This is a genomic window from Pseudomonas sp. NFPP25 (genome assembly GCF_900116505.1).
GTDB lineage: Bacteria > Pseudomonadota > Gammaproteobacteria > Pseudomonadales > Pseudomonadaceae > Aquipseudomonas > Aquipseudomonas protegens.
This window is the reverse complement of record NZ_FPBG01000001.1, coordinates 1,057,398-1,080,897: the sequence shown is the minus strand read 5'-3', so window position 1 is coordinate 1,080,897 and position 23,500 is coordinate 1,057,398. Positions and strand designations below refer to the sequence as shown.

Here is a 23,500-nt window from a genome sequence, read left to right as displayed (position 1 = left end):
GGCTGGATGACAACTGCCAGAGAATCACTGATCGAGGCCTTTATGGATAACGATGTCCGCGATGTAAGCAAGGAACAGCTGCAAGAGAGTCTTGCTCAGGCAATCACCACCATCCGTGCGCTCAAGGAAAAGGTGGCCGGCAAGAGCTCGGCGCCTGTCGAGCCGATCGCCGTAGTGGGCCTGGGGTGCCGGCTGCCGGGCAGTGCCGACACACCGAAGCGGCTGTGGAGCCTGCTGAAAAACGCCACCGATGCGGTGGGCGACATGCCCAGCGACCGTCTGTACGGCACCGACTATTACCATCCTGATCCCCAGGCACCCGGCAAGGCCTACGTCATGCGCGGTGGCTTCATCGAGGGGGTGGATCAGTTCGACCCGGGCTTCTTCGGCATTTCGCCCAAGGAAGCCGAAGGCATGGACCCCCAGCAGCGCCTGGCCCTGGAGGTTGCCTGGGAGGCCCTGGAGAACGCCGCGATCGCCCCCGACAGCCTGCATGGCAAGAAGCTCGGCGTGTTCATGGGGGTCAGTACCAATGATTACGTGCGCCTGCGCCAGCAGTTGGGCGCGGTCGAGGACGTCAACGCCTACCAGTTCTATGGCGAAACCAGCTTCGTGGCCGGGCGCATTGCCTACACCCTGGGCTCCAGGGGCCCGGCGGTGGTGCTCGACACCTCCTGCTCCTCATCCCTGGTGGCCCTGCACCAGGCCTGCAACAGCCTGCGCAGCCGCGAGAGCGAGCTGGCGCTGGCCGGTGGGGTCAACCTGATCCTGTCGCCCTACGGTTTCATCCTGGTCAGCAAGCTGCGGGCCGTGGCCCCCGATGGCCGCTGCAAGACCTTCGACGCGGCGGCCGATGGCTACGGGCGCGCCGAAGGCTGCGTGATCCTTGCGCTCAAGCGGCTGAGCGATGCGGTACGCGACCAGGACCCGGTGCTGGCCGTGATCGAGGGTAGTGCGGTCAACAACGACGGCGCCAGCAGCGGCATCACCGTGCCCAACATCCACGCCCAGGAAGAGGTGATCAGGCTGGCGCTCGGCCAGGCCGGGCTCCAGGGCAGCGAGGTCGACTATGTCGAGGCCCATGGCACCGGCACCGCGCTGGGCGACCCGATCGAACTGCACGCCCTGCATGCGGTACTGGGCAAGCAGCGGCCCGTGGATGCACCGCTGCTGGTGGGCTCGATCAAGGCCAACATGGGGCATCTCGAACCGGTCGCCGGGGTGACCGGGCTGGCCAAGGTCCTGCTGTGCCTGCAACAAGAGGCCCTGGTGCCCCAGGTGCACTTCAACACGCCCAACCCGCGGATCGAATGGGATCGCCTGGCCCTGAAGGTGGTCACCGAATCCACGCCCTGGCCACGCCAGGGCAAGGCGCGGCACGCCGGTGTCAGTTCGTTTGGTGTCACCGGCACCAACGCCCATGTGCTAGTGGGCGACGCGCCGCTGCGCGAACGTGCCCAGGGGCGCGACAACCCCTGGCAACTGATCACTCTGTCGGCCAAGGGCGAGACGCCCCGGCGCCAGATTGCCGGACGCTATGAACGTTTTATCGCCGACAACAGCCAGCTCGAACTCAAGGACCTGTGCTACACGGCGAACGTCGGGCGGGCGCACTTTGGCCATCGTTTCGCGGCCGTGGCCGATAGCCGTGAGGGGCTGCGCGAGCAACTGGCAGCCTATGCGTCACGCAAGGTGGTGGGGCATGTATTCGAAGGGCGCTGCCAGGGAGCGGCGGCGCCGCTGGTGATGCTCTTTCCGGGGCAGGGCTGCCAGTACCGGGCAATGGCCCAGGCACTGTATGACAGCGAACCATTCTTCAAGGCGCAGATCGATGAATGCCGCGCCCTGTTGCAGCCGCTGATGGACGTGGACCTGCTGACCCTGGTGCTGGACGCGGGTGCGGCCAGTGACAGCTACCTGCAACAGACCCGCTATGCCCAGCCGGCAATATTCGCGGTCGAATATGCCCTGGCGCGGTTGTGGATGCATTGGGGGGTCGCTGCCGATGCGCTGTTCGGACACAGTTTCGGCGAGATCAGTGCAATCTGTGTGGCCGGGGCGGTATCCCTGGCTGACGCGCTGCGTATGGTGGAGGCGCGTGGGCGCCTGGCCCAGCAACTGATGACGGCCGGCGGCGCGATGTACGCACTGGGCATGAGCGAGGCGCAACTGCTGGAGCTGCTCAAGGACCGGCCCGGCAGCGCGATCGAACTGGCGGCGGTCAACAGCCCGCAGGACGTGGTGGTGGCCGGGCCGCAAGCCGAGGTCCAGGCGCTGGCCGAAGCGGCACTCGCCAGCGGTTGCAAGGTCAAGAAGCTTGCGGTTTCCCATGCCTTCCATACCGCAGCCACCGAGCCGATGCTTGAAGCGTTCCGCCAGACGGTGGCGCAGATCACCTTCAGCGAGCCGCGCTTGCCGGTCATCAGCAGTGTCACTGGCCGGGTGCATACGCTCTCCAGCCTGAGCTCGCCCGATTACTGGTGTACGCACACCCGCCAGGCCGTGAGGTTCAGCGAAGGGGTCAACACCCTGATCGCAGAGCTGGGGGTGAAAACCTTCCTTGAAGTGGCCTCCGATGCTGTGTTGACGCCGCTGATCGGCCGTCACCCCCTGGCGGACGGCAGCCTGGTCCTGGCCAGCCTGCGCCGGGCCGGCGATCCGTCCAGGGACCTGCGCCTGGCCGCCGCGCAGCTCTACGTGGGCGGCCATAACCTCGACTGGGCCCGGCTGCACGAGCATGACGGGGCCTTGCGCCAGGCCTTGCCCGGGTATGCGTTTCAGCGCCAGCGCTACTGGTTCGACAACGCCAGCGGCTCGCCCCTGCAACAGGTCGCTGCGGGAGCGGTCGGCCGGCTGCTGGGGCATTCGGTCAATGCACCCACTCCGGCATTCGAGTCGACGCTCGATAGCGCGCTCCTGCAGGCCGTGGGCGGCGAGATCCGCGATGACCTGGCGCTGCTGCGTCCTGACCGGTTGCTGGCAGCCCTGAGCGATGAGCTGGCCGGCCACTTGCAGCTGGACACCTATGGGGTGAGCCTCGCCAGCATCACCCCGGCCCTGGCGTTCCATGTCGATGACCAGTTGCATCTGTTCACCGAACTCAAGCCGCTGTCCGGGGCGGCCTGGGAGGTCAACTGCTCGGCCCTGAGCGCAGCGGCCAAGGTTGCCGGTGCCGATTGGCAGCCGGTCCTGTCGCTGACCCTGGAAGGCCTGCCGGCGGCTGTCCGGGGCGGCCTGCCGGACCCGGGCCATGCCGCCACCCAGGACGCAGGCTTTGTCTACCACATGCAGTTGCCGGCAGAACCCGATCCGCACGGCAATCACCTTGGGCAGGTCCTCGAGTACCTGGGGCAGGCGGTGCCGGGCGATGCGCCGGGCTCGATAAGCGGCATCCGCCGCTGGGTCGCCAGCCGGTCCGCTTCGCCCCGGGCACAAAGCCTGGTGATTGCCACGAGCCAGGCACATCCGCAGCAGTTCGACTGCGCCTTGTACGATGCGCACGGCCAGTGTGTAGGCAGCCTGGAAGGGCTGACCCTGGCTGCCGCCCCGAGTGAGGAGGCGCTGCGTGGCATGCTTTACCAGCCCGACGTGCTCTACAGCCTGGATTGGCTCGAACGCCCTCGCCAGCGCGCCGAAGTGCCGCAGCAGGACCGCTTGTTCACCCTGGTCAGCCGCTCGCCGGAGACCGCCGCTCCCCTGGTCGAACACCTGCAGCGTGGCGGGCATCGTGCCCGGGTCCTGTGCCCGCAGCAGTTGCTCGATAGCGCGCGGAGGGTGCTGGCCCAGGACCCGAGCCAGGCATTGACCGATGAAGGCGAGGCCTTGGCCGCCGATATCATCGTGCTCGATGGCAAAGACATCGAGGATGCCGGCTCGACCACGCTGCAGAGCCTGTCGAGCCTGCAGGCGACACTGTTCCACCCGTTGCTGGAGATGGTCCAGGCGCTCATCGAACTGGGCCCGCGCGGTGGCCGGTTGTGGCTGGTGACCCAAGGGGCAAACCCTGTTGGCCTGGATCGCGACCAGCCCCTGCAAGTGGCGACCGGGCCGTTGTGGGGGCTGGGCAAGACGCTCGCCCTGGAGCACCCCGAACACTGGCGCGGGCTGATCGACCTGGCCCCCGACGATCCTCACTGGGCAAGGGCGCTGGCCGAAGAAGTCAGCGACCCCGATGGCGAGGACAAGATCTGCCTGCGCCCGGGCAAGCGTTATGTCCAGCGCCTGAACCATTTCAGCGCTACGCAGTTGCCAGCACAGGCCTATGCACCTTGCCCGCAGGGCAGTTACCTGATTACCGGCGGCATGGGTGGAATTGGCCTGGCCATGGCCCAGTGGCTTCTGGATAAAGGCGCGGGCGCTGTGCTGATCACCGGCCGGCGGCCACTGGAGGATGTCGCCACGGGCCTGGAGCGCTTCGGCGCTGCGGCATCGCGGGTGAGTTACGTCCAGGCCGACATCACCTCGCCCCAGGACATGCAGCGGCTGTTCTGCGGTCTGGAGGCGTCGGGCGCGAGCCTGAAGGGCATCTTCCATGCCGCCGGAATTTCAATTCCGCAGGATCTCAAGGACGTCGACCGTGACAGTTTCGACCAGGTGATGCGGCCCAAGGTCGAGGGCACCTGGTTGTTGCACGAACTGTCCCTGGGGCTGGACCTGGACTTCTTTGTCCTGTGTTCGAGCATCGCCAGTGTCTGGGGTTCGCAGCATGTCGCCAGCTACGCAGCCGCCAATCAGTTCCTCGACAGCCTGGCGTGGCAGCGTCGGGCCATGGGCCTGAGTGCCCTGGTGATCGACTGGGGGCTGTGGGCCGGCGGCAGTCACCTGTTCGACGAGCAGGTGCTGAATTTCCTCACCAGCGTTGGCTTGAAACAGATCGCCCCGGTACAGAACGTCGGCCTGCTGTCGCGGATTCTGGCCAGCGAGCTGCCCCAGATGGTGGTGTCAGGGGTGGACTGGAATCGCTTCAAGCCACTGCTCGAATCCCGCGGCCCGCAACCGCTGCTGCAGTACATCCGCAGCCAGGCTCCGACCGCCAGGGCCGGCGACAGCAGCAACGTGGAGATCCTGCAGCAACTGGCGGGCGCCGACGAAGCCGCTGCCCTGGCATTGCTGGATGACTACGTGTGGGAGCAGTACGCGCAGTTGCTCGGGGTCAAGACCGAACAGGTGCGGGCCAAGCTCGAGGATGGCGGCAGCCTGATGGACTACGGCCTGGACTCGCTGCTGGTGATGGACATGGTCGCCCGCTGCCGGCGCGATCTGAAGCTGGAGATCAAGGCCCGCGAGTTTCTTGAGTGTCCGGGCCTGATGTGGCCGGACTTCCTGGCCCGTTCGATAAAGGAACAGGGCTGCGTGGCCGAGGCCTGACGGGCCGCGGGCAGTGCAACCCAGACCCATGATCTGTGATTGAGGTGGTTATGAACGATGTGCAGTCTGGCAAGGCGCCAGAGCATTACGACATTCTCTTGGCGGGCAACAGCATCAGCGTGATCATGCTCGCCGCCTGCCTGGCCCGGAACAAGGTCCGGGTCGGTTTGTTGCGCAACCGGCAGATGCCCCCCGACCTTACCGGTGAGGCGACGATTCCCTATACCTCGATGATTTTCGAGCTGATTGCCGACCGCTATGGCGTGCCGGAAATAAAGAATATCGCCCGCACCCGGGATATCCAGCAGAAGGTGATGCCGTCTTCCGGGGTCAAGAAGAACCTCGGGTTCATCTATCACCAGCGCAGCCGGGCGGTGGACCTGGGCCAGGCGCTGCAATTCAACGTGCCCTCCGAGCATGGCGAGAACCATCTGTTCAGGCCCGATATCGATGCCTATCTGCTGGCGGCGGCCATCGGTTATGGCGCGCAGCTGGTGGAGATCGACAACAGCCCAGAGGTGCTGGTCGAGGACAGCGGGGTCAAGGTAGCTACGGCACTGGGGCGCTGGGTCACTGCCGATTTCATGGTTGATGGCAGCCAGGGCGGCCAGGTGCTGGCGCGGCAGGCTGGCCTGGTCAGCCAGGCTTCGACGCAGAAGACCCGGACCCTGGAATTCTCCACTCATATGCTCGGGGTGGTGCCGTTCGATGAGTGCGTGCAGGGCGATTTTCCCGGCCAGTGGCATGGCGGCACTCTGCATCATGTGTTCGATGGGGGCTGGGTGGGGGTCATCCCGTTCAACAACCATCAGCACTCGCGCAACCCTTTGGTCAGCGTGCTGGTTTCACTGCGTGAGGACCTCTGCCCGAGCATGGACGGCGACCAGGTACTGGCCGGCCTGATCGAGCTGTACCCCGGCCTGGGGCGGCACCTGTCCGGCGCCCGGCGGGTGCGCGAGTGGGCGCTGCGCCAGCCGCCCCGGCAGGTCTATCGCACGGCGCTCGAACGCCGCTGCCTGATGTTCGACGAGGGCGCCGCGAGCAACGATCTGTTGTTCTCGCGCAAGCTGTCCAATGCTGCGGAACTGGTTCTGGCCCTGGCGCACCGGCTGATCAAGGCGGCGCACAGCGGTGACTACCGCAGCCCGGCCCTGAATGATTTTGTCCTGACCCAGGACAGCATCATCAGCTTGAGTGACCGGATCGCCTCGGCGGCCTATGTGTCGTTTCGCGACCCCGAGTTGTGGAATGCCTTCGCCCGTGTCTGGCTGCTGCAGTCGATTGCCGCCACCATCACCGCGCGCAAGATCAACGATGCCTTTGCCAAGGACCTGGACCCGCAAGTGTTCGATGAAATCGACCAGCTCGCAGAGGACGGTTTCTGGATGCCTCTGTATCAGGGGTACAAGGATATTCTCAACACTACGCTGGGCCTTTGTGATGACGTCAAAAGCGCCAAGGTCTCTGCTGCGCACGCGGCGAGCAGCATCTTTGCGGAGCTTGCCAACGCCAGTTTTGTTCCGCCTATTTTTGATTTTGCTAATCCTCACGCTCGTGTCTATCAACTGACCACCTTGAGAAAGCTCAAGGCGCTCTGGTGGGGCCTGATGCAAGTGCCCTCAGAGGTCGGGCGGCTGATTTTCTATCGATCCTTCAGAAAACCTTCCCTGCGCAAGGAGAGTTGAAATGGACTTCAACTACGACGATACCCAGAAAAAACATGCGGCCATGATCGCCCAGGTGTGTGCCGAGCAACTGGCGGCCTGTGGCAATGAACACTCGCGGTATTTCACCGCCCGGCAATGGGCGATCTGCGGCGAGGCCGGATTGCTGGGGCTGTCGATTCCCCGGGAATACGGTGGCCAGGGCCTGGGTGCACTGTCGACGGCCATTGCCATGCACGCCTTTGGCCTGGGTTGCACAGACATGGGCCTGGTGTTCGCGGCGGCGGCCCACCAGTTTGCCTGTGCGATGCCGATCGTCGAGTTCGCAACAGCGGAAACCAAACGCGATGTGTTGCCCAAACTCGCCAGCGGTGAATTCATCGGCTCCAACGCGATCACCGAACCCGAGGCCGGCTCCGACTCCAGCAATTTGAAGAGCCGTGCCTGGCCCCAGGCCGATGGCAGTTATCGCCTTGACGGCCACAAGAGCTTTGCCGGCAATGCGCCGATTGCCGACATCTTCGTGACCTATGCCACCACCCAGCCCGAGTACGGTGCCCTGGGGGTCAGCGGTTTTATCGTCCACCGCAGCAGTGCGGGGCTCAGGGTCAGTGAGCCCCTGGACAAGGTATGCCTGAGAAGCTGCCCCGCGGGTGAAGTGTTCTTTGACGATTGCAGGGTTCCTGAGGTCAACCGCCTGGGTGAGGAGGGGCAGGGCCGGCAGGTGTTCCAGAGCTCCATGGGCTGGGAGCGTGCCTGCCTGTTCGCAGCGTTCCTGGGGATGATGGAGCGGCAACTGGAACAGACCATCGAGCATGCGCGCACCCGGCGCCAGTTTGGCAAGCCGATTGGCGACAACCAGGCGGTTTCGCACCGTATCGCGCAAATGAAGCTGCGCCTGGAGTCGGCGCGGTTGCTGCTGTTCCGGGCGTGCTGGGGCATGGACCAGGGCGATCCGGGGCAGCTCAACATTGCCCTGTCGAAACTGGCCATCAGTGAAGGGGCGCTGGCATCGAGCATCGATGCGGTGAGGATTTTCGGCGGCCGGGGCTGCCTGGAGTCTTTCGGGATCGAGGCGATGCTGCGCGATTCCATCGGCACTACGATCTTTTCCGGCACCAGCGACATGCAGCACGAGATCATTGCCCGGGAGCTGAAGCTATGAAACTGCTCCATGAACGGATGATGCACAGCCTTGCCCGCTACCCGCGGCAGACGGCGGTGGTGGATGAGCAGGATGCCTTGAGCTACGAGGCGCTGGAGCTCAGGACCCGGGAATTCGTGGCAATGCTCTGTGCCCTGGGGGTCGGCCAGGGGCAGCGGATACTGCTCTGGGCGCACAAGTCGGTGGACCTGGTGGCGGTCATGCAGGCGGCCCTGCGGCTGGGGGTGGTGTATGTGCCGGTGGACCCTCTGAGCCCGGTGTCGCGCCTGGAAAAGATCGCCGGGGATTCCCAGGCCGTGCTGGTCCTCTGCACCGCGGCACGCCAGGAAGAACTCGCCGGCTCCGCGCTTGCCCAGGTGCGCAGCGTGGTCCTGGACGACCCGGCCAGCGCCGGCTACTGGCGCAACATCGATACCGGCTCCAGCGTAGTGCCGACGCTGGCCATTCAGCCGGACGATCTGGCCTACATCCTCTACACCTCCGGGTCCACCGGCGTGCCCAAAGGGGTTGCGCTCAGCCACGCCAATGCCCTGGCCTTCGTCGACTGGGCGTGCGAGCGCTATTGCTTCCAGCCTGGCGAGCGTTTCGCCAACCATGCCCCCCTGCATTTCGACCTGTCGGTCCTGGACATCTACTGCGCGCTCAATGTGGGCGCGACGGTGTGCCTGGTTCCCGAGTCGATCGCGTTCTCGCCGCGGCTGCTGACCGACTTCATCCGCCAGCACGAAATCAGCATCTGGTACTCGGTGCCCTCGGTACTCATGATGATGATGCAAGACGGCGACTTGCTCAGCGATATCCAGGACACCCTGCGGGTACTGTTGTTCGCCGGCGAGCCTTTTCCGATCAAGCACCTGCGTGACCTGCGCGCGGCCTATGCCGATGTGCGTCTGGCCAATCTCTTCGGCCCCACGGAAACCAATGTGTGCACCGCATTCGAGGTCGGCGCCATCGATCCCGAGCGCGTGCTCCCGGTGCCCATCGGCACGGCCGCCTCCGGCAACCAGGTGTGGGCGCAAAAGCCTGATGGCAGCCGCTGTGCAGTGGATGAAGAAGGTGAGCTGGTGGTGCAGGGGCCTACGGTCATGCTGGGCTATTTCGCCAAGCCGGCTCAGGAGGGGCCCTACAAGACCGGCGATATGGTCAGGCAGCGGCCTGACGGCAACTACGAATACCTGGGGCGTCGTGACGACATGCTCAAGGTGCGTGGCAACCGGATCGAGCGCGGGGAAGTCGAAGCCGCGCTGCTGGCCCATCCCCAGGTCAGCGAGGCCGCCGTGCTGGTGGTCGGGGAGGGGATGAACGCGCAGTTGTGGGGCGTGCTGGTCGCTCACACCCGGGACGCTCTTTCGCTGATCGACCTCAAGCGCCACTGCGCCCAGCGCCTGCCTCGCTACATGATCATCGACAAGGTGCTGTGCCTGGACGCACTGCCACGCAACGCCAATGGCAAGGTCGATCGCTTCGCCCTGGCCAGGCAGGTGGAGGGCTGACCCATGGGAACTCCATCACGCGTGGCCAAGGACGCCTGGTTTCCCTATGCCAGCCGGCCTCGGGGCAAGATGCGCCTGTTCACCTTTCCCTATGCCGGGAGCGGGGCCTCGGTCTTTCATCGCTGGTTCCTGCCCCTGTACGACCAGGTCGACCTGTATGCCTTGCAGTTGCCGGGCCGCGAGGGTCGCAGCCAGGAGGCCTGCTACAGCGACATGCAGGCGGCGGCCAATGACGTGGCCGACTGCCTGGAGCAGTTTGGCGATGACATCCCCTGCTGTTTCTTCGGCCACAGCATGGGCGCCTTGCTGGCCTTTGCGGTCGCCGGTGTGCTGCAGGAGCGGCGGTTGCCGATGCCGCAGCAACTGATGCTCTCGGGCATGGTTGCGCCCCATGTGCGGCAACGGGTAGCACCGCTGCACCAGCTGCCGGCAGAGCAGGCCATCGCCGCGCTGCAGGCCATGGGGGGCGTGCCGGCGGTGGTGCTGGCCGAGGAGGACCTGATGCAGATGTACCTGCCCATCATTCAGGCCGACATACAGATGGTCTACTCCTACGCCGGCGCCCAGCCGCAGCCGCTGGACACCCGCATGATCTGCCTGAGCGGCGCCCAGGACCTGATTGCGCCGCCTGCGCAGATGCAGCAGTGGCGGCGCTACACCCTGGGCGGCTTCGAGCAGTTCGTGTTTGCCGGTGGCCATTTCTTTCTCGACGCCCAGGTCATGTCGCGGGTCAAAACAGTGCTGGGCAGCGCCCTGCACAATCAGCCTGGCAGTCTGGCGGTGTGAGCCGACTATTGGGCAATGGCCGCGAGGCCGGACCTGGCGAACAGCTTGAAGTGGGCTTTCAGGGCGTTGGCGTCGTGTTGCAGGACGGCTTGCAGCGGGCTGGGCTGCTGGCGATCTATCACCGCCAGCATCAGGCAGGGCGCGATGATGCTGATGGTGCAACGCGCCAGCGCCGGGTCACCGATCGGAAATCCGGTGATCTCGCTGATGAGCGCTTCCAGCAGACGGAATTTGGGCATCACTTCTTCTTGCACAAGGCTGGTGAAATGGACAGTGGGCGCCAGTATTTCCCGTGCACAGACTTTGCTTTGCCAGCTCTGCTCATCGAGCACCCGGGTGACGATGGCATCGATGAAGCTATCGAGCTTGATCAGCGCCGGCTCTTCGCTTTGCGCCAGCTGCGACAGGGCTTCGAAGCTCACCAGCTGCTTGTGTCCCTCGATCAGCACCGCTTTGTACAGGGCTTCCCGGCTACCGAAGTGGTAGTTGATGGCGGCGAGGTCGGCGCCGGCTTCTTCACAGATGAGCTTGCTCGCGGTGTTGGCATAGCCATGCTGGGCAAACAGGCGGGCAGCCACTTCGAGAATGCGGATTTTAGTGTGTTCGCCGTCGCTTCTGCTGGTTCTGCGTCGCGTGTTCATGATGTTCCTCGTGGTCTGAGCGGGGGGTTGCTTCATGGCCAGTATCTGTTATTTTCTAATTTAAATTCAAATTGAATTTTAATTAGGCCTTGGCAAACAAAGGACTCATGGATGAAGAAGCAGTTGATTGTAGGGGTTGCCGTACTGCTGGTGGCCACAGCGGGTGTTTCCTGGTTTCTCCTTCGCCCCGAGAAGCAGAACGACCACCTCAAGCTCCATGGCAACGTCGACATTCGCCAGGTGTCCCTGGCGTTCGACGGCAGTGAGCGAATCGCCGCGCTGTATGCCGAAGAGGGCGACCTGGTGCAGCCAGGCCAGGTCCTGGCGGAACTCGACACACGCACACTACGCCTGGAAATAAATCGCTCCAAGGCCAGGATCGGCGCCCAGGAACAGGCGCTGCTGCGCTTGAAAAATGGCACACGGCCTCAAGAGGTCGAGCAGTCCAAGGCACGTTTTGATGCCGCCCAGGCGCAAATGCAGCTGGCTCAACTGCACATGCAGCGCCTGCGCAGGATCGCCGACGACACCCAGGGCAAGGGCGTCAGCCAGCAACGCCTGGACCAGGCAGCCGCCCGCTTGCAAGTGGCCAAGGCCCAGTCGCAGGAGCAGCGCGAATCCTGGACCCTGGCCAAGATCGGCCCACGCAATGAAGACATCGCCCAGGCCACGGCCGACCTGCAAGCCTCCAGGGCCGACCTGGACCTGCTGGAACATTACCTGGCGCGCGCTCAGCTCAAGGCGCCGACCCAGGCCCGGATCCGCACGCGCCTGCTGGAGCCGGGGGATATGGCCTCGCCGCAGCGCCCGGTGTTTGCCCTGGCCCTGACCGACCCCAAGTGGGTACGGGCCTATGTCAACGAACGCCAGTTGGGCCACATACGTGCGGACCAGATGGCGCGGGTCTACACCGACAGCTTTCCTGACCAGGCCATCGACGGCAAAGTCGGCTACATCTCCTCGGTTGCCGAATTCACCCCCAAGTCGGTGGAAACGGAAGACCTGCGCACCAGCCTGGTCTACGAGATCCGGGTGCTGGTCAAGGACCCTGACGATCGCCTGCGGCTCGGTATGCCGGCGACCGTCTACCTTGACCAGGCACCGGTGGCCGGGGCCACGCCATGAGTGCGCCAGCGGTAACGGTTCAGGCTGTTGAACTGGTCAAGCGCTTTCGCAGTGGAACGCGAGAACAGTTGGCTCTGGAGCAGGTTTCTCTGGAGGTGCCCAGTGGCAAGTTGAGTGCCCTGGTGGGGCCGGACGGGGCCGGAAAAACCACCCTGTTGCGGATGATTGCCGGCTTGCTCAAGGCCGACGAAGGGCTGTTGAAGGTGCTGGGGCTGGACGTCGCCGCAGATCCGCAGCAGGTGCAGGACCTCATCAGCTACATGCCGCAGAAGTTCGGCCTGTACGAAGACCTGACGATCCAGGAAAACCTCGAACTCTACGCCGACCTGCATGGCGTGCGCGCCCAGCAGCGCGAGGAGCGCTTTTCCCGGTTGCTGCAGATGATGGACCTGACGCGTTTTCGCGACCGGCTGGCCGGACAGCTTTCCGGCGGCATGAAACAGAAACTGGGGCTGGCCTGTACCCTGGTCCGTTCACCGCAACTGTTGCTGCTGGACGAGCCCACCGTGGGGGTGGATCCGCTGTCGCGGCGGGAACTGTGGAGCATCATCGAACAACTGATCGAGCAGGAAAACCTCACGGTGCTGATCAGCACTGCCTACATGGACGAGGCCCAGCGTTGCGCCCAGGTCTTTGTGCTGTACCAGGGGCGGCTGATCGCCCAGGGGCCACCGGCGCAGTTGTGCCATCTGGCGCAGGGCCTGTGCTATGGCGTCGGCCCCGAGGCCGGCACCCCGGCCAGGCTGTTGCAGGCGCGCTTGCTTGACGACAATGAACACATCATCGATGCCGTGCCCGAAGGCGGCATGGTTCGCTTTATCCGCAGCGCCCAGGTGCCTCTGCAGGCCATTCCATCCCTGGCTGGCCAGGCCTCTCCCCAGGCGCTGGAGGCCCGCCTCGAAGATGGCTTCATGGTGTTGCTCCGGCAACAGGTTGGCAGTGTTGCAAGCCTGGACGAGCCGGCGCAGGCGCCCGCCAGCGACGGCCAGGGCGACGCTGCCTCTGGGCGTGCGGTGGTCATCGAGGTCCGCGACCTGGTGCGCAAGTTCGGGGACTTCACCGCGGTTGCCAGCACCTCGTTCGAGGTGTTGAAGGGCGAGATATTCGGCTTGCTGGGCCCCAACGGAGCCGGCAAGACCACCACGTTTCGCATGCTTTGCGGTTTGCTTCCCGCCTCCAGCGGGCACCTTGAGGTAGCCGGCGTTAACCTGCGCACCGCACGGGCGGCGGCGCGGCGCAAGATCGGCTACGTCTCGCAGAAGTTCGCCCTGTACGCGAACCTGTCGGCCCTGGAGAACCTGCGCTTCTTCGGCGGCGCCTATGGCCTGCACGGCGCGAAGCTGAAAGCGCGGGTGGCGTTGATGCTCGAACAGTTCGACCTCGACGAACACAAGCACCTGCGCAGCGGCGAGCTGCCCGGTGGCTACAAGCAGCGCCTGGCCATGGCGGTCGCGCTGCTGCACGAGCCACAGATCCTGTTTCTCGACGAACCCACCAGCGGTATCGACCCCTTGGCCCGCCGGGCGTTCTGGCGCCGTATCACCGCCCTGGCGCAAAGCGGCACGACGATCGTGATCACCACCCACTTCATGGAAGAGGCCGAGTACTGCGACCGTATCGTCATCCAGGATGCCGGACGGCTGCTGGCCCTGGGCACTCCGGAACAGGTACGCCACCAGGGCAGCGAGTCGCTTGCCGACATGAACAGCGCCTTCATTGCCGTGGTCGAGCGTGCTCGGGCCCAGGCCAGCGCCCCGGTGCAGTGAGGAATGACCATGACTGACTCCAATCGATCCGCCTCAGGGTTCAGGCGCAGGCTCATTGCGCTCACCCGAAAGGAGTTGCGCCAATTGATGCGTGACAAGAGCAACCTGGCGATAGGCATTGTCCTGCCCATCGTACTGATCCTGATATTTGGCTACGGCCTGTCCCTGGACATTCGCAACACGCCGCTGGCCGTGGTCCTGGAAGACAGCTCCCCCAGCGCCCGCAGCGTGGTGGCGAAGCTTGCGAGTTCGGACTACTTCTCGGTGGTCCAGGTGACCAGCATGGCCGAGGCCCAAGCGCTGATGGACAAGCGTCGGGTCGACGGCATCGTGCGCGTGCCGGCGGATTTTTCCAGGCGCCTCGAACAGCAGGATGCGCGCTTGCAATTGCTCCTGCATGGCGCCGATGCCAACAGCGCGGCGACCCTTGGACGCTATGTCAGGGGCGCGCTGAATGTATGGCAACAGCAGCAGTTCGACCGCTCCCGGCAGCCCCAGTCGGCCGGTCGGGTGCTGGTCGTCGAACGCATGTGGTTCAACGCCGCCAACAGCAGTACCTGGTACCTGGTGCCCGGGCTCATCGCCCTGATCATGACCCTGGTGGGTGCCTTCCTGACCTCTCTGGTACTGGCCCGGGAGTGGGAGCGGGGCACGCTCGAATCACTGTTCGTCACCCCGGTCAGGTCGATCGAAATACTCCTGGCCAAGATCATTCCCTATTTCCTGGTGGGCCTGCTGGGCCTGGTGATGTGCCTGGTTTCGGCGCGGTTGCTGTTCGAGGTACCGATCCAGGGTTCGCTGGTGCTCCTGCTGCTGAGCTCCATGCTCTACCTGCTGGTCACCCTGGGCATTGGCCTGCTGATTTCGGCGAAGACACGCAACCAGTTCCTGGCCAGCCAGATCGCGATCATCTTCAGCTTCCTGCCGGCGCTGATGCTCTCGGGGTTCCTCTTCGATCTGCGCAATGTGCCGACGTTCATCCGCGTGGTGGGCTCGATCCTGCCGGCGACTTACTTCATGGAACTGGTCAAGACCCTGTTCCTGGCTGGCAACAACTGGCCATTGATCGCCAAGAACCTCGCAATCCTCGCGGCCTACGCCGTGTTCCTGTTGAACGCTGCACGCCTGTGCACCCGCAAGAAGCTGGATTGAAGCCATGGACAAGCTGATGAATTTCCTACGCGAGTTGCTGTTCCTGTTTCAGAAGGAGTTCCTGGCCATCGTCAAGGACCCGGCCAACCGGGTGATCCTGATTGCCCCGGCGATCGTCCAGTCATTGCTGTTTGGCTACGGCGCCACCTACGACCTGAACTACGTGCCCTATGCCGTGCTGGATCAGAGCCAGGGGCGCGCTTCGACAGAGCTTTTGGCACGCTTCGATGCCTCCGGGGTATTTGCCCGAGTGTCGACCCTGACCAGCGTCGATGAGATCGCCCCGGTGATCGACCGGGGCAGTGCCTTGCTGGTGCTGCATATCGCCGCAGACTTCGACGAGCGCCTGAGCCGGCATGAAAACGCCGGCTTGCAGTTGATCCTGGATGGGCGCAACTCGACGACCGCGGGAATGGCGGCCGGGCATATCGCCAACCTGGTGGCTGACTTCAACCAGCAGTTCCTGGCGGTGGACAACGCGCCGGTACGCCTGGAGACCCGTGCCTGGTTCAACCCCAACCTGCAAACCCGCTGGAACATAGTGCCGGGCCTGATCGCCGCGCTGAGCATGATCCAGACCCTGATGCTGGCGGCGTTGTCGGTAGCCAGGGAGCGCGAGCAGGGCACCTTCGACCAACTGCTGGTGACTCCGCTGACGCCTTTCGTGATCCTGCTGGGCAAGGCCCTGCCGTCGGTACTGATCGGCCTCTTGCAGTCCAGCCTGATCCTCCTCATCGGCCTGTTCTGGTTCAAGATCCCCATGATCGGCTCCGTGCTGGACCTGTACCTGGGGCTGTTCGTCTTCACCAGCGCCTGCGTGGGCATCGGGCTGTCGATCTCGGCGCTGTCGGCCAACATGCAGCAGGCCATGGTGTACACCTTCGTGCTGATGATGCCGCTGATCCTGCTCTCCGGCCTGATCACCCCGGTGCACAGCATGCCCGAGGCCCTGCAACTGCTGACCTATCTCGATCCGCTGCGCTTTGCCATCGACCTGGTCAGGAGGATCTACCTGGAGGGGGCAACGCTGGCGGATGTGTCCTGGAACCTGGTGCCCATGCTTGCCGTTGCGCTGGTGACCCTGCCGCTGGCTGCGTGGCTGTTTCGCAATCGATTGGTGTGATAAGGAACGTCATGAAAACTACTCACTCTGGATACCTGCGTAATGGGCTGACGCTGGCCATGCTGCTGGCCATCACCGCCTGCACCGTCGGGCCCGATTTCAAGGCGCCGGCAGTTACCAGCCCGGAACGCTGGACGGATTGGCACAGTGGCCCGCCAGCGTCTTCGGTGCCGGGCAAAGCCCCGGCGACCACCTCGCAAACCGCAGACGGCAACTGGTGGCAGGTGTTTGGCGACCCGGTGCTGGACCAGCTGCAGGCCCAGGTGCGCGAAGGCAGCCCGGACCTGCACACGGCCTTGCTGCGGTTTGCCCAGGTGCGGTTGCAACGCCAGATAGTCGCTTCCCTGGAAACGCCCGAAGTGTCCTTTTCCGCGGCGGCTTCGCGAAACCGGCAAAGCCGGTATGCGCCGAACAATCGAATGCTTGAAGCCTTGGGCAGCGACAGTGATGCCCTGGAAAAGGTGCTTACCGACCCTTATAGCCTGTACCAGGCCGGGTTCGACGTTTCATGGGAGCTGGATCTCTGGGGGCGGGTGTCACGCCTGGGTGAAGCCGCCCAGGCCGAGGTCGATGGTGCGGCCGCGACCCTGGACGACGTGTTGCTCAGTGTCTCCAGCGAGCTGGCGCGAAACTACTTCGAAGTGCGTACCGCACAGCGCCAGACCCGTCTTCTGGAGCAGGAGGCACAGATCCTGGCCGCGCACCTGCAAGTGGTTGCCGTCCAGGCCCGGGAGGGCGAGGAAGACGGGTTCGCGGTGGAACGCCAAGAGGCACGGCTGGCCTCGCTGCATGCACAGATACCGGGTTGGAAGGCGCTGCACACCCAGGCGGGCAACCGTATTGCGCTGTTGCTGGGGGAGCATCCCGGAGCCCTGGAAACCTTGCTCGCGGAGCGGCCTGATAATGCCTTGAGCCGCCCGCTGCCCAACCTGCAGTTGGGCCTGCCTGGCGACCTGGCCCGGGAGCGTCCGGACATCCGCGCGGCCCAGGCCCGCTTGCATCGGGCGACGGCGGGCATCGGAGTGGCCGAGGCCGAACTGTACCCGAGCGTGATGCTGGGGGCCGACTTCGGCTTCGAATCCTACAAGAGCGGCCAGTTTGCCGACTGGAGCAGCCGCACCTGGTCGGTAGGGCCGCGCCTGGACCTGCCGCTGTTCGACCGTGGGCGGCGCAGCAAGACCGTGGTCCTGCGCACACTCGAACAGCAAGAGGCGGCCGTGGCATTTCACCGGACCGTACTGGCAGCCTGGCAGGAAGTGGACGATGCGATGAGCCGCTACCACAACGAATACCAGCGTGCCGCGCACCTCAAGGACAGCTATGACAGCAAGGCCCGCACCTATGAGTGGACCCGCGTCCGGTACGCGGCCGGGGAGGCCAGCTACCTGGAGGAACTGGAAGCGCAGCGCACCGTGCTGGAGGCGCAGCGCGACCTGGTCAATAGCGACAGTCAACTGCGTACTCACCTGATCAGCATTTACAAATCCATGGGTGGGCATTCCACCTGAGCCCCTGAAACGCTGCCTCTGGCAGCACTCCCCCCAGACCCACTTTCCTAACGGAATAGGAAGCCATGCAAATGGATGACCTCTACAAGATCGCGCTTTTTTCGTCCCTGATACTGGTAGTGCCGGGGCCCTCAAACACCTTGCTGCTGGCCTCGGGCTTCAAGTTCGGCGTGTTGCGCTCGCTGCCACTGGTGTTGATCGAAATGCTCGGCTACACCGTTTCGATCTGCACCTGGGGCTGGGGGCTTGTGCTGCTGTCCCACGACTACCCGTGGCTGATCCACCTGATCAAGCTGCTGTGCGCCTTGTACATCGCGGCGCTGGCCTTGAAGACCTGGAAGACCTCCACCACCGGAGCCCAGCACACCGAGCGCTTTGAGAGCTGGCCACGGCACCTGTTGATTGCGACCTTGCTCAACCCCAAGGGGCTGATCTTCGCCAGTGTGATCTTCCCGGCCACCTCATTCGCCAGCCTGGGGGATTTCCTGCCGTCATTGAGCGCTTTCTTCCTGGCACTGGCGCCAATAGCCTTGCTCTGGGTCTCGCTGGGGGCGGGCATTCGAGCCCAATACCTGGGGCGGGTTTCTGGACCGCTGTTTTCCCGGGGCACCGCCGTCGTTCTGGCGCTGTTTTCCGCCACCCTCACTTACACCGTGGTTCGTGCGGTGTAGGTGTTTTTGCCGCGGCATTCAGCGCCCAGGTGAGGCTAGGGCAATGGCGCTGTTGAGAGAGGCCCTTGTACCCCCGTGTTCCAGCACCGCTCTGTTGTCGCCAACACCCGGGGGGGCTCATTCCACGTAGCGCAGCCACAAATGGGTGCGACCGCGAACAGCCTCGACAACCGTTGAAACCATGGCTGGCCGGTTTTCCTCGGGAGTGTTGTAGAGCGCACAAAAATCGCTCGCCACCGCGCTGGCGACGCAAAGGTCGGCAGGCGCTGCACGCAGGAAGCAGAGGTAGGACGCGCCAATCCCCATCATCCGGGATTTTGCTCGCCAGTGGGGCGGTTTTTGGGCAGGCGCGTACCCGCGGGCGCTGAGCGGTGGCCTTGATCCGATGAACAGGGCGTTTGGCGGATGTTAATCTGCGCCTCCCGGACAAACGGTGGGCCAGTGGATGCAGAGGATGTTGAGTGAAGCGGAGCTTCACAAGGTGCTGGAATCGATCGAAAGCGACTCCTGCCATGACCTGGATCTTCTGTATGACGGGATGCAGATAGACCGGTGCGCTCTTTTCAATCAAGTCGCCATGGCGGTGGCCCGGCTCTTTATCGAGGGGCAGCGCGACTTTCATTACGGTGATGCGGTCATGAATACCTTGTTCAGTGACATTGTTGATGTGTCCTTGAACGCTGACATGCCCGAGCCGGCCTATTCCATCTACCTCGCGTTTGATGCGGGAGAGTATCGTCACCCGGGGGATGGGCAGGATGAGTTGCCTTGGGAAAAGTGGACGCGGCCGGCGCTTGAACGGATTCTGCGCGAAGCCGATGAGGGGGCGTCGGCCGAGGTTTAGCCGGCCTGGGTTGTCGCCAGAAAAGCCGACGGACCTACGGCTCCAGCATCAAGCGGTGCCAAAGGATCTGTGGCGGCGCAACAGCATCCGCCGGCACTTGCGGTGCAGGTTTGTCCGGCGCCTGCGCTGGCGTTGCCTCGTCGGGTTCAGGGGTTGTCGTCGATTCAGTCGGGTCATCGGTAGGCGATGGGGTCATTTGATCCTGACCACCACCTTGCCCTTGGTTCGTCCCTGCTCGACGTACTGCAAGGCCTCTGCCGTCGATTCGAAACTGAAGCTGCGGTCAACCACAGGCTTGATGATTCCGGCCTCGATCAGCGCGGTGATCTGTTGCAGCTGGGCGCCATCGGCCCGCATGAACACAAAGGCGTAGCGGACGTCCCGCTGGCGCGCCTTGCGCCGGATACCGAAGCTCAAGAGGCGCATGACCTGCTGCAACGGCCAGGCCAGCCCTTGCTCCTGGGCGAATTGCACCGTGGGTGGCCCGGAGATGGAAATCAGCTGTCCGCCGGGCTTGAGGACCTTGAGGGACTTTTCCAGTACGTCGCTGCCCAGGCTGTTCAACACCAGGTCGTAGCCATGCAAGAGGCTTTCGAAGTTCTGCTGCTTGTAGTCGATCACCTGATCGGCGCCCAGGGCTTTGACCCATTCGACATTCGCCGTGCTGGTGGTGGTCGCGACGAAAGCGCCGAGGTGTTTGGCCAGCTGGATGGCAAGGGTGCCGACACCGCCTGCGCCTGCGTGGATCAGCACTTTCTGGCCCTTTTTCAGTTGGGCGGTTTCCACCAGCACTTGCCAGGCGGTGAGTGCGACCAAGGGGATCGACGCGGCCTCGGTCATGGTGGTGTTGGCAGGTTTCAGGGCGATTGCGTTTTCGTTCACGGCGATCCACTGGGCGAACGTCCCGATCCGTGTTTCAGGCGGGCGCGCGTAGACTTCGTCTCCCGGCTTGAAGCGTTGCACTTGGGGGCCAACCTCAACCACGACGCCCGCCAGGTCGTTGCCCAGTACCAGCGGCAATGCATAGGGCAGGATCAGCTTGAATTCGCCGTTGCGGATCTTCGAGTCCAGCACGTTGACGCTGCTGGCGTGGACCTCGATCAACACGTCGTGGGCACCCAGCGTGGGCGTGGGCGCTTCGCCCATGCGCCCACTGTTCTTGCCATAGCGATCAATTAGAAAGGCTTTCATCGTGGTGCGGCTCTTGTCGGTTGGAATAGGTGTGGGCGGTGCTTGGGTGGGGTTGCTGTCATGGGGCTCTGTCGTCAAGGAACGCCCGGACCTTGGCCACGAAGTCCGCGTGGTACTGGAAAATGCCGCCGTGCCCGGCGTCCTCATACATCACCAGTTGTGCGTTGGGGACACGCTTGGCCAGGGCATGGGAGTTGGCGCTGGGAACCATGATGTCGTTGTCGCCATTGACGATCAGCGTCGGCGCCCGCAAGCGCCCGAGATCCTGCGGCGCCTGTCTGCCCCACGCGGTGATGGCTTGCAGCTGGCGCAGGAAAGCGCCGGGCGTTGGGCCCTTGTCGCGATGCTTGCTGCGGGCTTTCAGGCGTTGCAGATATTCCGAGGCGGCTCGACGACCATTGGGCGTCGAGGTAAAGAACAGGTAGTACTTGGGATCGCGCAAGGTCAGCAAGCCTTTGAGCATCAAGGGCCAGGTCACCGAGCCGACCTTGTCGATACCGATGCCGCCGGCCGGTCCGGTGCCGGTGAGAATCAAGCGGTGCACCAATTGGGGGGCTTGCAGGGCGATGTCCTGAGCGACGAAGCCGCCGAGTGAGAAGCCCAGGATATCGACGCTCTTGAACCCCAGGGCCTGTATCAGCTCAATGGCGTCTTGCGCCATGTCGCCGACCGTCAGGGGGGCGGTTCCACCCGAGCCGCCGATGCCGCGATAGTCGGTGGTGATGACTCGCCGGGTCTGTGCCAGCCCATCGATTATTGCCGGGTCGAAGTGGTCCAGCACCGCGCCCCAGTGGTTAAACAGCACCAGGGGCACGCCGCCCGCGGGACCGGTATCGCGATAGGCGAAGGGAATGCCCCTGACCATGATCGACTGGTTCGCCGCGTTGATGAACGACGTCTGCAAAGCCGGGGGGAAGGTTGTCTGCGTTGGATTCATTGCTACTCCGAACAGCGGACCGGATTCGTCGCAGTGCCTGCCGCGAATCCGCCGCGAATGCTCGCTACCTGAAGATCACTCTTGGGTCTGGTAACGCTGGGCAACCTCGGATTGACGGATGTGCCCCAGCAGGCCCTGACGTGCACTCTGCAGGTCATCCCAGGGTTCAGCCTGTTGCAGTGGCGGGATGGTCACCGGTTCGCGCCGATCGAAACCGACCAGTGCGGCATCCACCAGATCGCCCACTTCCATGATTTCGTCCAGGGTATTGATGTCGACGCCGGAGCGGTCCCAGATTTCCGTGCGGGTGGCGGCCGGCAGCACGGCCTGCACGTACACGCCCCGGGGCGACAGTTCCAGGCTCAGGCCCTGGGACAGGAACAGCACGAAAGCCTTGGTTGCACCATAGACCGTCATGCCGAACTCCGGCGCCAGGCCCACCACCGAACCGATGTTGATGATCGCGCCGTCACCGGCTTTGGCCAGGCGCGGGGCAATGGCACTGGCCAGCCGCACCAGTGCCGTGGTGTTGAGGGCAACCAGTTGCGCAACGCTGTCGGTGCTTTGCTCGATGAAGTTGCCGGACAGCGCGGCGCCGGCGTTATTGATGAGGATGCCGATACGGGCGTCGTCGCGCAGGCGGCTTTCAACGGTTGTCAGATCGCTGAGTTGGGTCAAATCCGCTTTCATCACCTCGACGGCGACCCCGTGTTCGCCGCGCAGTCGGGCTGCAAGTGCGTCCAGGCGTGCTCGGTCGCGGGCAACCAGGACCAGATCATGGCCACGTTGCGCGAAGCGCTCGGCGTAGATGGCTCCGATGCCAGTGGAGGCGCCAGTGATGAGAACGGTAGGGCGAGTGTTCATGGGATCATCTCTCTTTCAGAATGGGTGAAAACGGACAGCCCGGTTTCTGCTTGCTCAGCTTGCGCTGGCGCTCGATTCAACCAGCGTCGGGTAGTCGATGTAGCCTGCCGCGCCGCCGCCGTAGAGGGTTGCGGGATTGAATGCGGACAAGGCGGCGCCGGTCTTGAGACGCTCCACCAGATCCGGGTTGCCGATGAACGGGCGACCGAAGGCGATCAGATCGGCATGGTCTTCGGCGAGCCGCGAGGTCGCCAGCTCCAGGTCATAGCCGTTGTTGGCGATGTAGGTGTTTTTGAAGCGCTGGCGCAGGGCGGCGAAATCCAATGGCGCCACGTCACGCGGGCCACCGGTCGCGCCTTCGACCATGTGCAGGTAAACGACGCCGAGGGCGTCGAGTTGATCGACGACGTAATTGAATTGCGCCTGCGGATTGCTGCTGGAGACACCGTTGGCCGGCGACACCGGCGACAAGCGCACCCCGGTGCGATCCGCGCCGATTTCATTGACCACGGCAGCGGTGACTTCGAGCAACAGACGCGCACGATTTTCAATCGAGCCGCCGTAAGCATCGGTGCGTACGTTGGCGCTGTCCTTGAGGAACTGATCCAGCAGATAGCCGTTCGCGCCGTGAATTTCCACGCCATCGAACCCGGCAGCGATAGCGTTTGCCGCGGCCTGGCGGAAATCGGCGACGATCCCCGGCAGTTCGTTGATGTCCAGTGCGCGGGGCTCGCAGGCGTCTTCAAAGCGGTTATTGACGAACACCTTGGTGGCCGCACGCAGCGCGGAAGGGGCCACGGGGGCGGCGCCGTTTTCTTGCAGATCAACGTGGGACACGCGGCCGACATGCCACAGTTGCACAAAGATCTTTGCGCCCTGGGCGTGGACCGCGTCGGTCACCGTGCGCCAGCCATCAATCTGCGCCTGGGTGTAGATCCCGGGGGTGTCCTGATAGCCCTGGCCCTGTTGGGAAATCTGCGTGGCTTCGCTGATCAGCAAGCCTGCGCTAGCGCGTTGGCTGTAATAGGTGGCGGCGAATTCGCTGGGAACAAAGCCTGCGCCCGCGCGGTTGCGGGTCAGTGGCGCGAGGACGATGCGGTTCGCCAGCGTGAGGGCGCCAAGGGTGTAAGGGGTGAACAGATTCTGATCGGTCATCTGGTGTCTCTTCCGTGCCCGTGAGTGGAGGTCGGTGGTGCGTGCAAT

General features: G+C 64.0%; 17 protein-coding genes. 12 read left to right on the top strand and 5 right to left on the bottom strand.

Annotation, left to right across the window (positions count from 1 at the left end; all coding sequences use genetic code 11):
• The first annotated feature begins 42 nt into the window (after nucleotides 1–42).
• Genes BM382_RS04540 through BM382_RS04520 form a run of 5 tightly spaced genes read left to right on the top strand, consistent with a single transcriptional unit; the run spans nucleotide 43 to nucleotide 10,475 of the window.
• Nucleotides 43–5,367, top strand: coding sequence for a type I polyketide synthase (locus BM382_RS04540; RefSeq protein ID WP_072442012.1), 5,325 nt, complete (start codon nucleotides 43–45; stop codon nucleotides 5,365–5,367).
• A 50-nt stretch (nucleotides 5,368–5,417) separates the two neighbouring features.
• A complete protein-coding gene (locus tag BM382_RS04535; protein WP_053158244.1) occupies nucleotides 5,418–7,052 on the top strand; it encodes an NAD(P)/FAD-dependent oxidoreductase in 1,635 nt (544 codons plus the stop codon).
• Nucleotide 7,053: 1 nt separating this feature from the next.
• Nucleotides 7,054–8,196, top strand: a complete 1,143-nt coding sequence (gene pltE, locus BM382_RS04530) for an L-prolyl-[peptidyl-carrier protein] dehydrogenase (RefSeq protein WP_011061083.1) — start codon at nucleotides 7,054–7,056, stop codon at nucleotides 8,194–8,196.
• On the top strand, nucleotides 8,193–9,689 hold the full coding sequence (gene pltF, locus BM382_RS04525) for an L-proline--[L-prolyl-carrier protein] ligase (protein WP_072442010.1): 1,497 nt from the start codon (nucleotides 8,193–8,195) through the stop codon (nucleotides 9,687–9,689). Before pltE ends, pltF begins: the two co-directional genes overlap by 4 nt.
• 3 nt (nucleotides 9,690–9,692) lie before the next feature.
• Nucleotides 9,693–10,475, top strand: a complete 783-nt coding sequence (locus BM382_RS04520; RefSeq protein ID WP_011061085.1) for a thioesterase II family protein — start codon at nucleotides 9,693–9,695, stop codon at nucleotides 10,473–10,475.
• Nucleotides 10,476–10,480: 5 nt separating this feature from the next.
• Here the strand turns inward: BM382_RS04520 and BM382_RS04515 are convergent, their stop codons facing one another.
• Nucleotides 10,481–11,116, bottom strand: a complete 636-nt coding sequence (locus tag BM382_RS04515; protein WP_026020031.1) for a TetR/AcrR family transcriptional regulator — start codon at nucleotides 11,114–11,116, stop codon at nucleotides 10,481–10,483.
• A gap of 111 nt (nucleotides 11,117–11,227) precedes the next feature.
• On the opposite strand from BM382_RS04515, the gene BM382_RS04510 reads away from it, so the two are divergent.
• The 7 genes from BM382_RS04510 to BM382_RS04475 all read left to right on the top strand — a co-directional run bounded on the left by BM382_RS04510 (nucleotide 11,228) and on the right by BM382_RS04475 (nucleotide 19,305).
• The gene (locus tag BM382_RS04510; protein WP_011061087.1) at nucleotides 11,228–12,241 is read left to right on the top strand and encodes an HlyD family secretion protein; all 1,014 of its coding nucleotides are present in this window, start codon (nucleotides 11,228–11,230) and stop codon (nucleotides 12,239–12,241) included.
• Nucleotides 12,238–14,007, top strand: coding sequence for an ATP-binding cassette domain-containing protein (locus BM382_RS04505; RefSeq protein WP_041117996.1), 1,770 nt, complete (start codon nucleotides 12,238–12,240; stop codon nucleotides 14,005–14,007). Before BM382_RS04510 ends, BM382_RS04505 begins: the two co-directional genes overlap by 4 nt.
• 3 nt (nucleotides 14,008–14,010) lie before the next feature.
• A complete protein-coding gene (locus BM382_RS04500) occupies nucleotides 14,011–15,159 on the top strand; it encodes an ABC transporter permease (RefSeq protein ID WP_019093651.1) in 1,149 nt (382 codons plus the stop codon).
• A 4-nt stretch (nucleotides 15,160–15,163) separates the two neighbouring features.
• A complete protein-coding gene (locus tag BM382_RS04495) occupies nucleotides 15,164–16,282 on the top strand; it encodes an ABC transporter permease (RefSeq protein WP_011061090.1) in 1,119 nt (372 codons plus the stop codon).
• 11 nt (nucleotides 16,283–16,293) lie between these two features.
• Nucleotides 16,294–17,790 carry an efflux transporter outer membrane subunit gene (locus tag BM382_RS04490; protein ID WP_011061091.1) on the top strand — a complete coding sequence of 499 codons (1,497 nt, stop codon included), beginning with the start codon at nucleotides 16,294–16,296 and terminating at the stop codon, nucleotides 17,788–17,790.
• 71 nt (nucleotides 17,791–17,861) lie between these two features.
• Nucleotides 17,862–18,461, top strand: coding sequence for a LysE family translocator (locus BM382_RS04485; RefSeq protein WP_170866300.1), 600 nt, complete (start codon nucleotides 17,862–17,864; stop codon nucleotides 18,459–18,461).
• Between the two features lie 454 nt (nucleotides 18,462–18,915).
• Nucleotides 18,916–19,305, top strand: coding sequence for a hypothetical protein (locus BM382_RS04475; protein ID WP_239690386.1), 390 nt, complete (start codon nucleotides 18,916–18,918; stop codon nucleotides 19,303–19,305).
• 192 nt (nucleotides 19,306–19,497) lie between these two features.
• On the opposite strand, the gene BM382_RS04470 is transcribed toward BM382_RS04475, so the two are convergent.
• From BM382_RS04470 to BM382_RS04455, 4 genes are all read right to left on the bottom strand, one after another.
• Nucleotides 19,498–20,496, bottom strand: a complete 999-nt coding sequence (locus BM382_RS04470; protein WP_011061095.1) for an NADP-dependent oxidoreductase — start codon at nucleotides 20,494–20,496, stop codon at nucleotides 19,498–19,500.
• A gap of 58 nt (nucleotides 20,497–20,554) precedes the next feature.
• Nucleotides 20,555–21,433 (bottom strand): alpha/beta fold hydrolase, encoded by an 879-nt coding sequence (locus BM382_RS04465; protein ID WP_072442006.1) that lies wholly within the window; start codon nucleotides 21,431–21,433, stop codon nucleotides 20,555–20,557.
• 75 nt (nucleotides 21,434–21,508) lie between these two features.
• Nucleotides 21,509–22,297, bottom strand: a complete 789-nt coding sequence (locus BM382_RS04460; RefSeq protein ID WP_011061097.1) for an SDR family NAD(P)-dependent oxidoreductase — start codon at nucleotides 22,295–22,297, stop codon at nucleotides 21,509–21,511.
• Between the two features lie 54 nt (nucleotides 22,298–22,351).
• Nucleotides 22,352–23,452, bottom strand: coding sequence for an alkene reductase (locus BM382_RS04455; RefSeq protein ID WP_072442004.1), 1,101 nt, complete (start codon nucleotides 23,450–23,452; stop codon nucleotides 22,352–22,354).
• Nucleotides 23,453–23,500: the final 48 nt, after the last annotated feature.

Bases quoted from the DNA above. Each gene is read 5' to 3' on its own strand.
- BM382_RS04475 (WP_239690386.1), top strand. From the start codon at position 18,916: ATGTTGAGTGAAGCGGAGCTTCACAAGGTGCTGGAATCGATCGAAAGC.
- BM382_RS04495 (WP_011061090.1), top strand. From the start codon at position 15,164: ATGGACAAGCTGATGAATTTCCTACGCGAGTTGCTGTTCCTGTTTCAG.
- BM382_RS04520 (WP_011061085.1), top strand. From the start codon at position 9,693: ATGGGAACTCCATCACGCGTGGCCAAGGACGCCTGGTTTCCCTATGCC.
- BM382_RS04465 (WP_072442006.1), bottom strand. From the start codon at position 21,433: ATGAATCCAACGCAGACAACCTTCCCCCCGGCTTTGCAGACGTCGTTC.
- pltF (WP_072442010.1), top strand. From the start codon at position 8,193: ATGAAACTGCTCCATGAACGGATGATGCACAGCCTTGCCCGCTACCCG.
- BM382_RS04455 (WP_072442004.1), bottom strand. From the start codon at position 23,452: ATGACCGATCAGAATCTGTTCACCCCTTACACCCTTGGCGCCCTCACG.
- BM382_RS04540 (WP_072442012.1), top strand. From the start codon at position 43: ATGGATAACGATGTCCGCGATGTAAGCAAGGAACAGCTGCAAGAGAGT.
- BM382_RS04535 (WP_053158244.1), top strand. From the start codon at position 5,418: ATGAACGATGTGCAGTCTGGCAAGGCGCCAGAGCATTACGACATTCTC.
- BM382_RS04515 (WP_026020031.1), bottom strand. From the start codon at position 11,116: ATGAACACGCGACGCAGAACCAGCAGAAGCGACGGCGAACACACTAAA.
- pltE (WP_011061083.1), top strand. From the start codon at position 7,054: ATGGACTTCAACTACGACGATACCCAGAAAAAACATGCGGCCATGATC.
- BM382_RS04500 (WP_019093651.1), top strand. From the start codon at position 14,011: ATGACCATGACTGACTCCAATCGATCCGCCTCAGGGTTCAGGCGCAGG.
- BM382_RS04490 (WP_011061091.1), top strand. From the start codon at position 16,294: ATGAAAACTACTCACTCTGGATACCTGCGTAATGGGCTGACGCTGGCC.
- BM382_RS04510 (WP_011061087.1), top strand. From the start codon at position 11,228: ATGAAGAAGCAGTTGATTGTAGGGGTTGCCGTACTGCTGGTGGCCACA.
- BM382_RS04485 (WP_170866300.1), top strand. From the start codon at position 17,862: ATGGATGACCTCTACAAGATCGCGCTTTTTTCGTCCCTGATACTGGTA.
- BM382_RS04460 (WP_011061097.1), bottom strand. From the start codon at position 22,297: ATGAACACTCGCCCTACCGTTCTCATCACTGGCGCCTCCACTGGCATC.
- BM382_RS04505 (WP_041117996.1), top strand. From the start codon at position 12,238: ATGAGTGCGCCAGCGGTAACGGTTCAGGCTGTTGAACTGGTCAAGCGC.
- BM382_RS04470 (WP_011061095.1), bottom strand. From the start codon at position 20,496: ATGAAAGCCTTTCTAATTGATCGCTATGGCAAGAACAGTGGGCGCATG.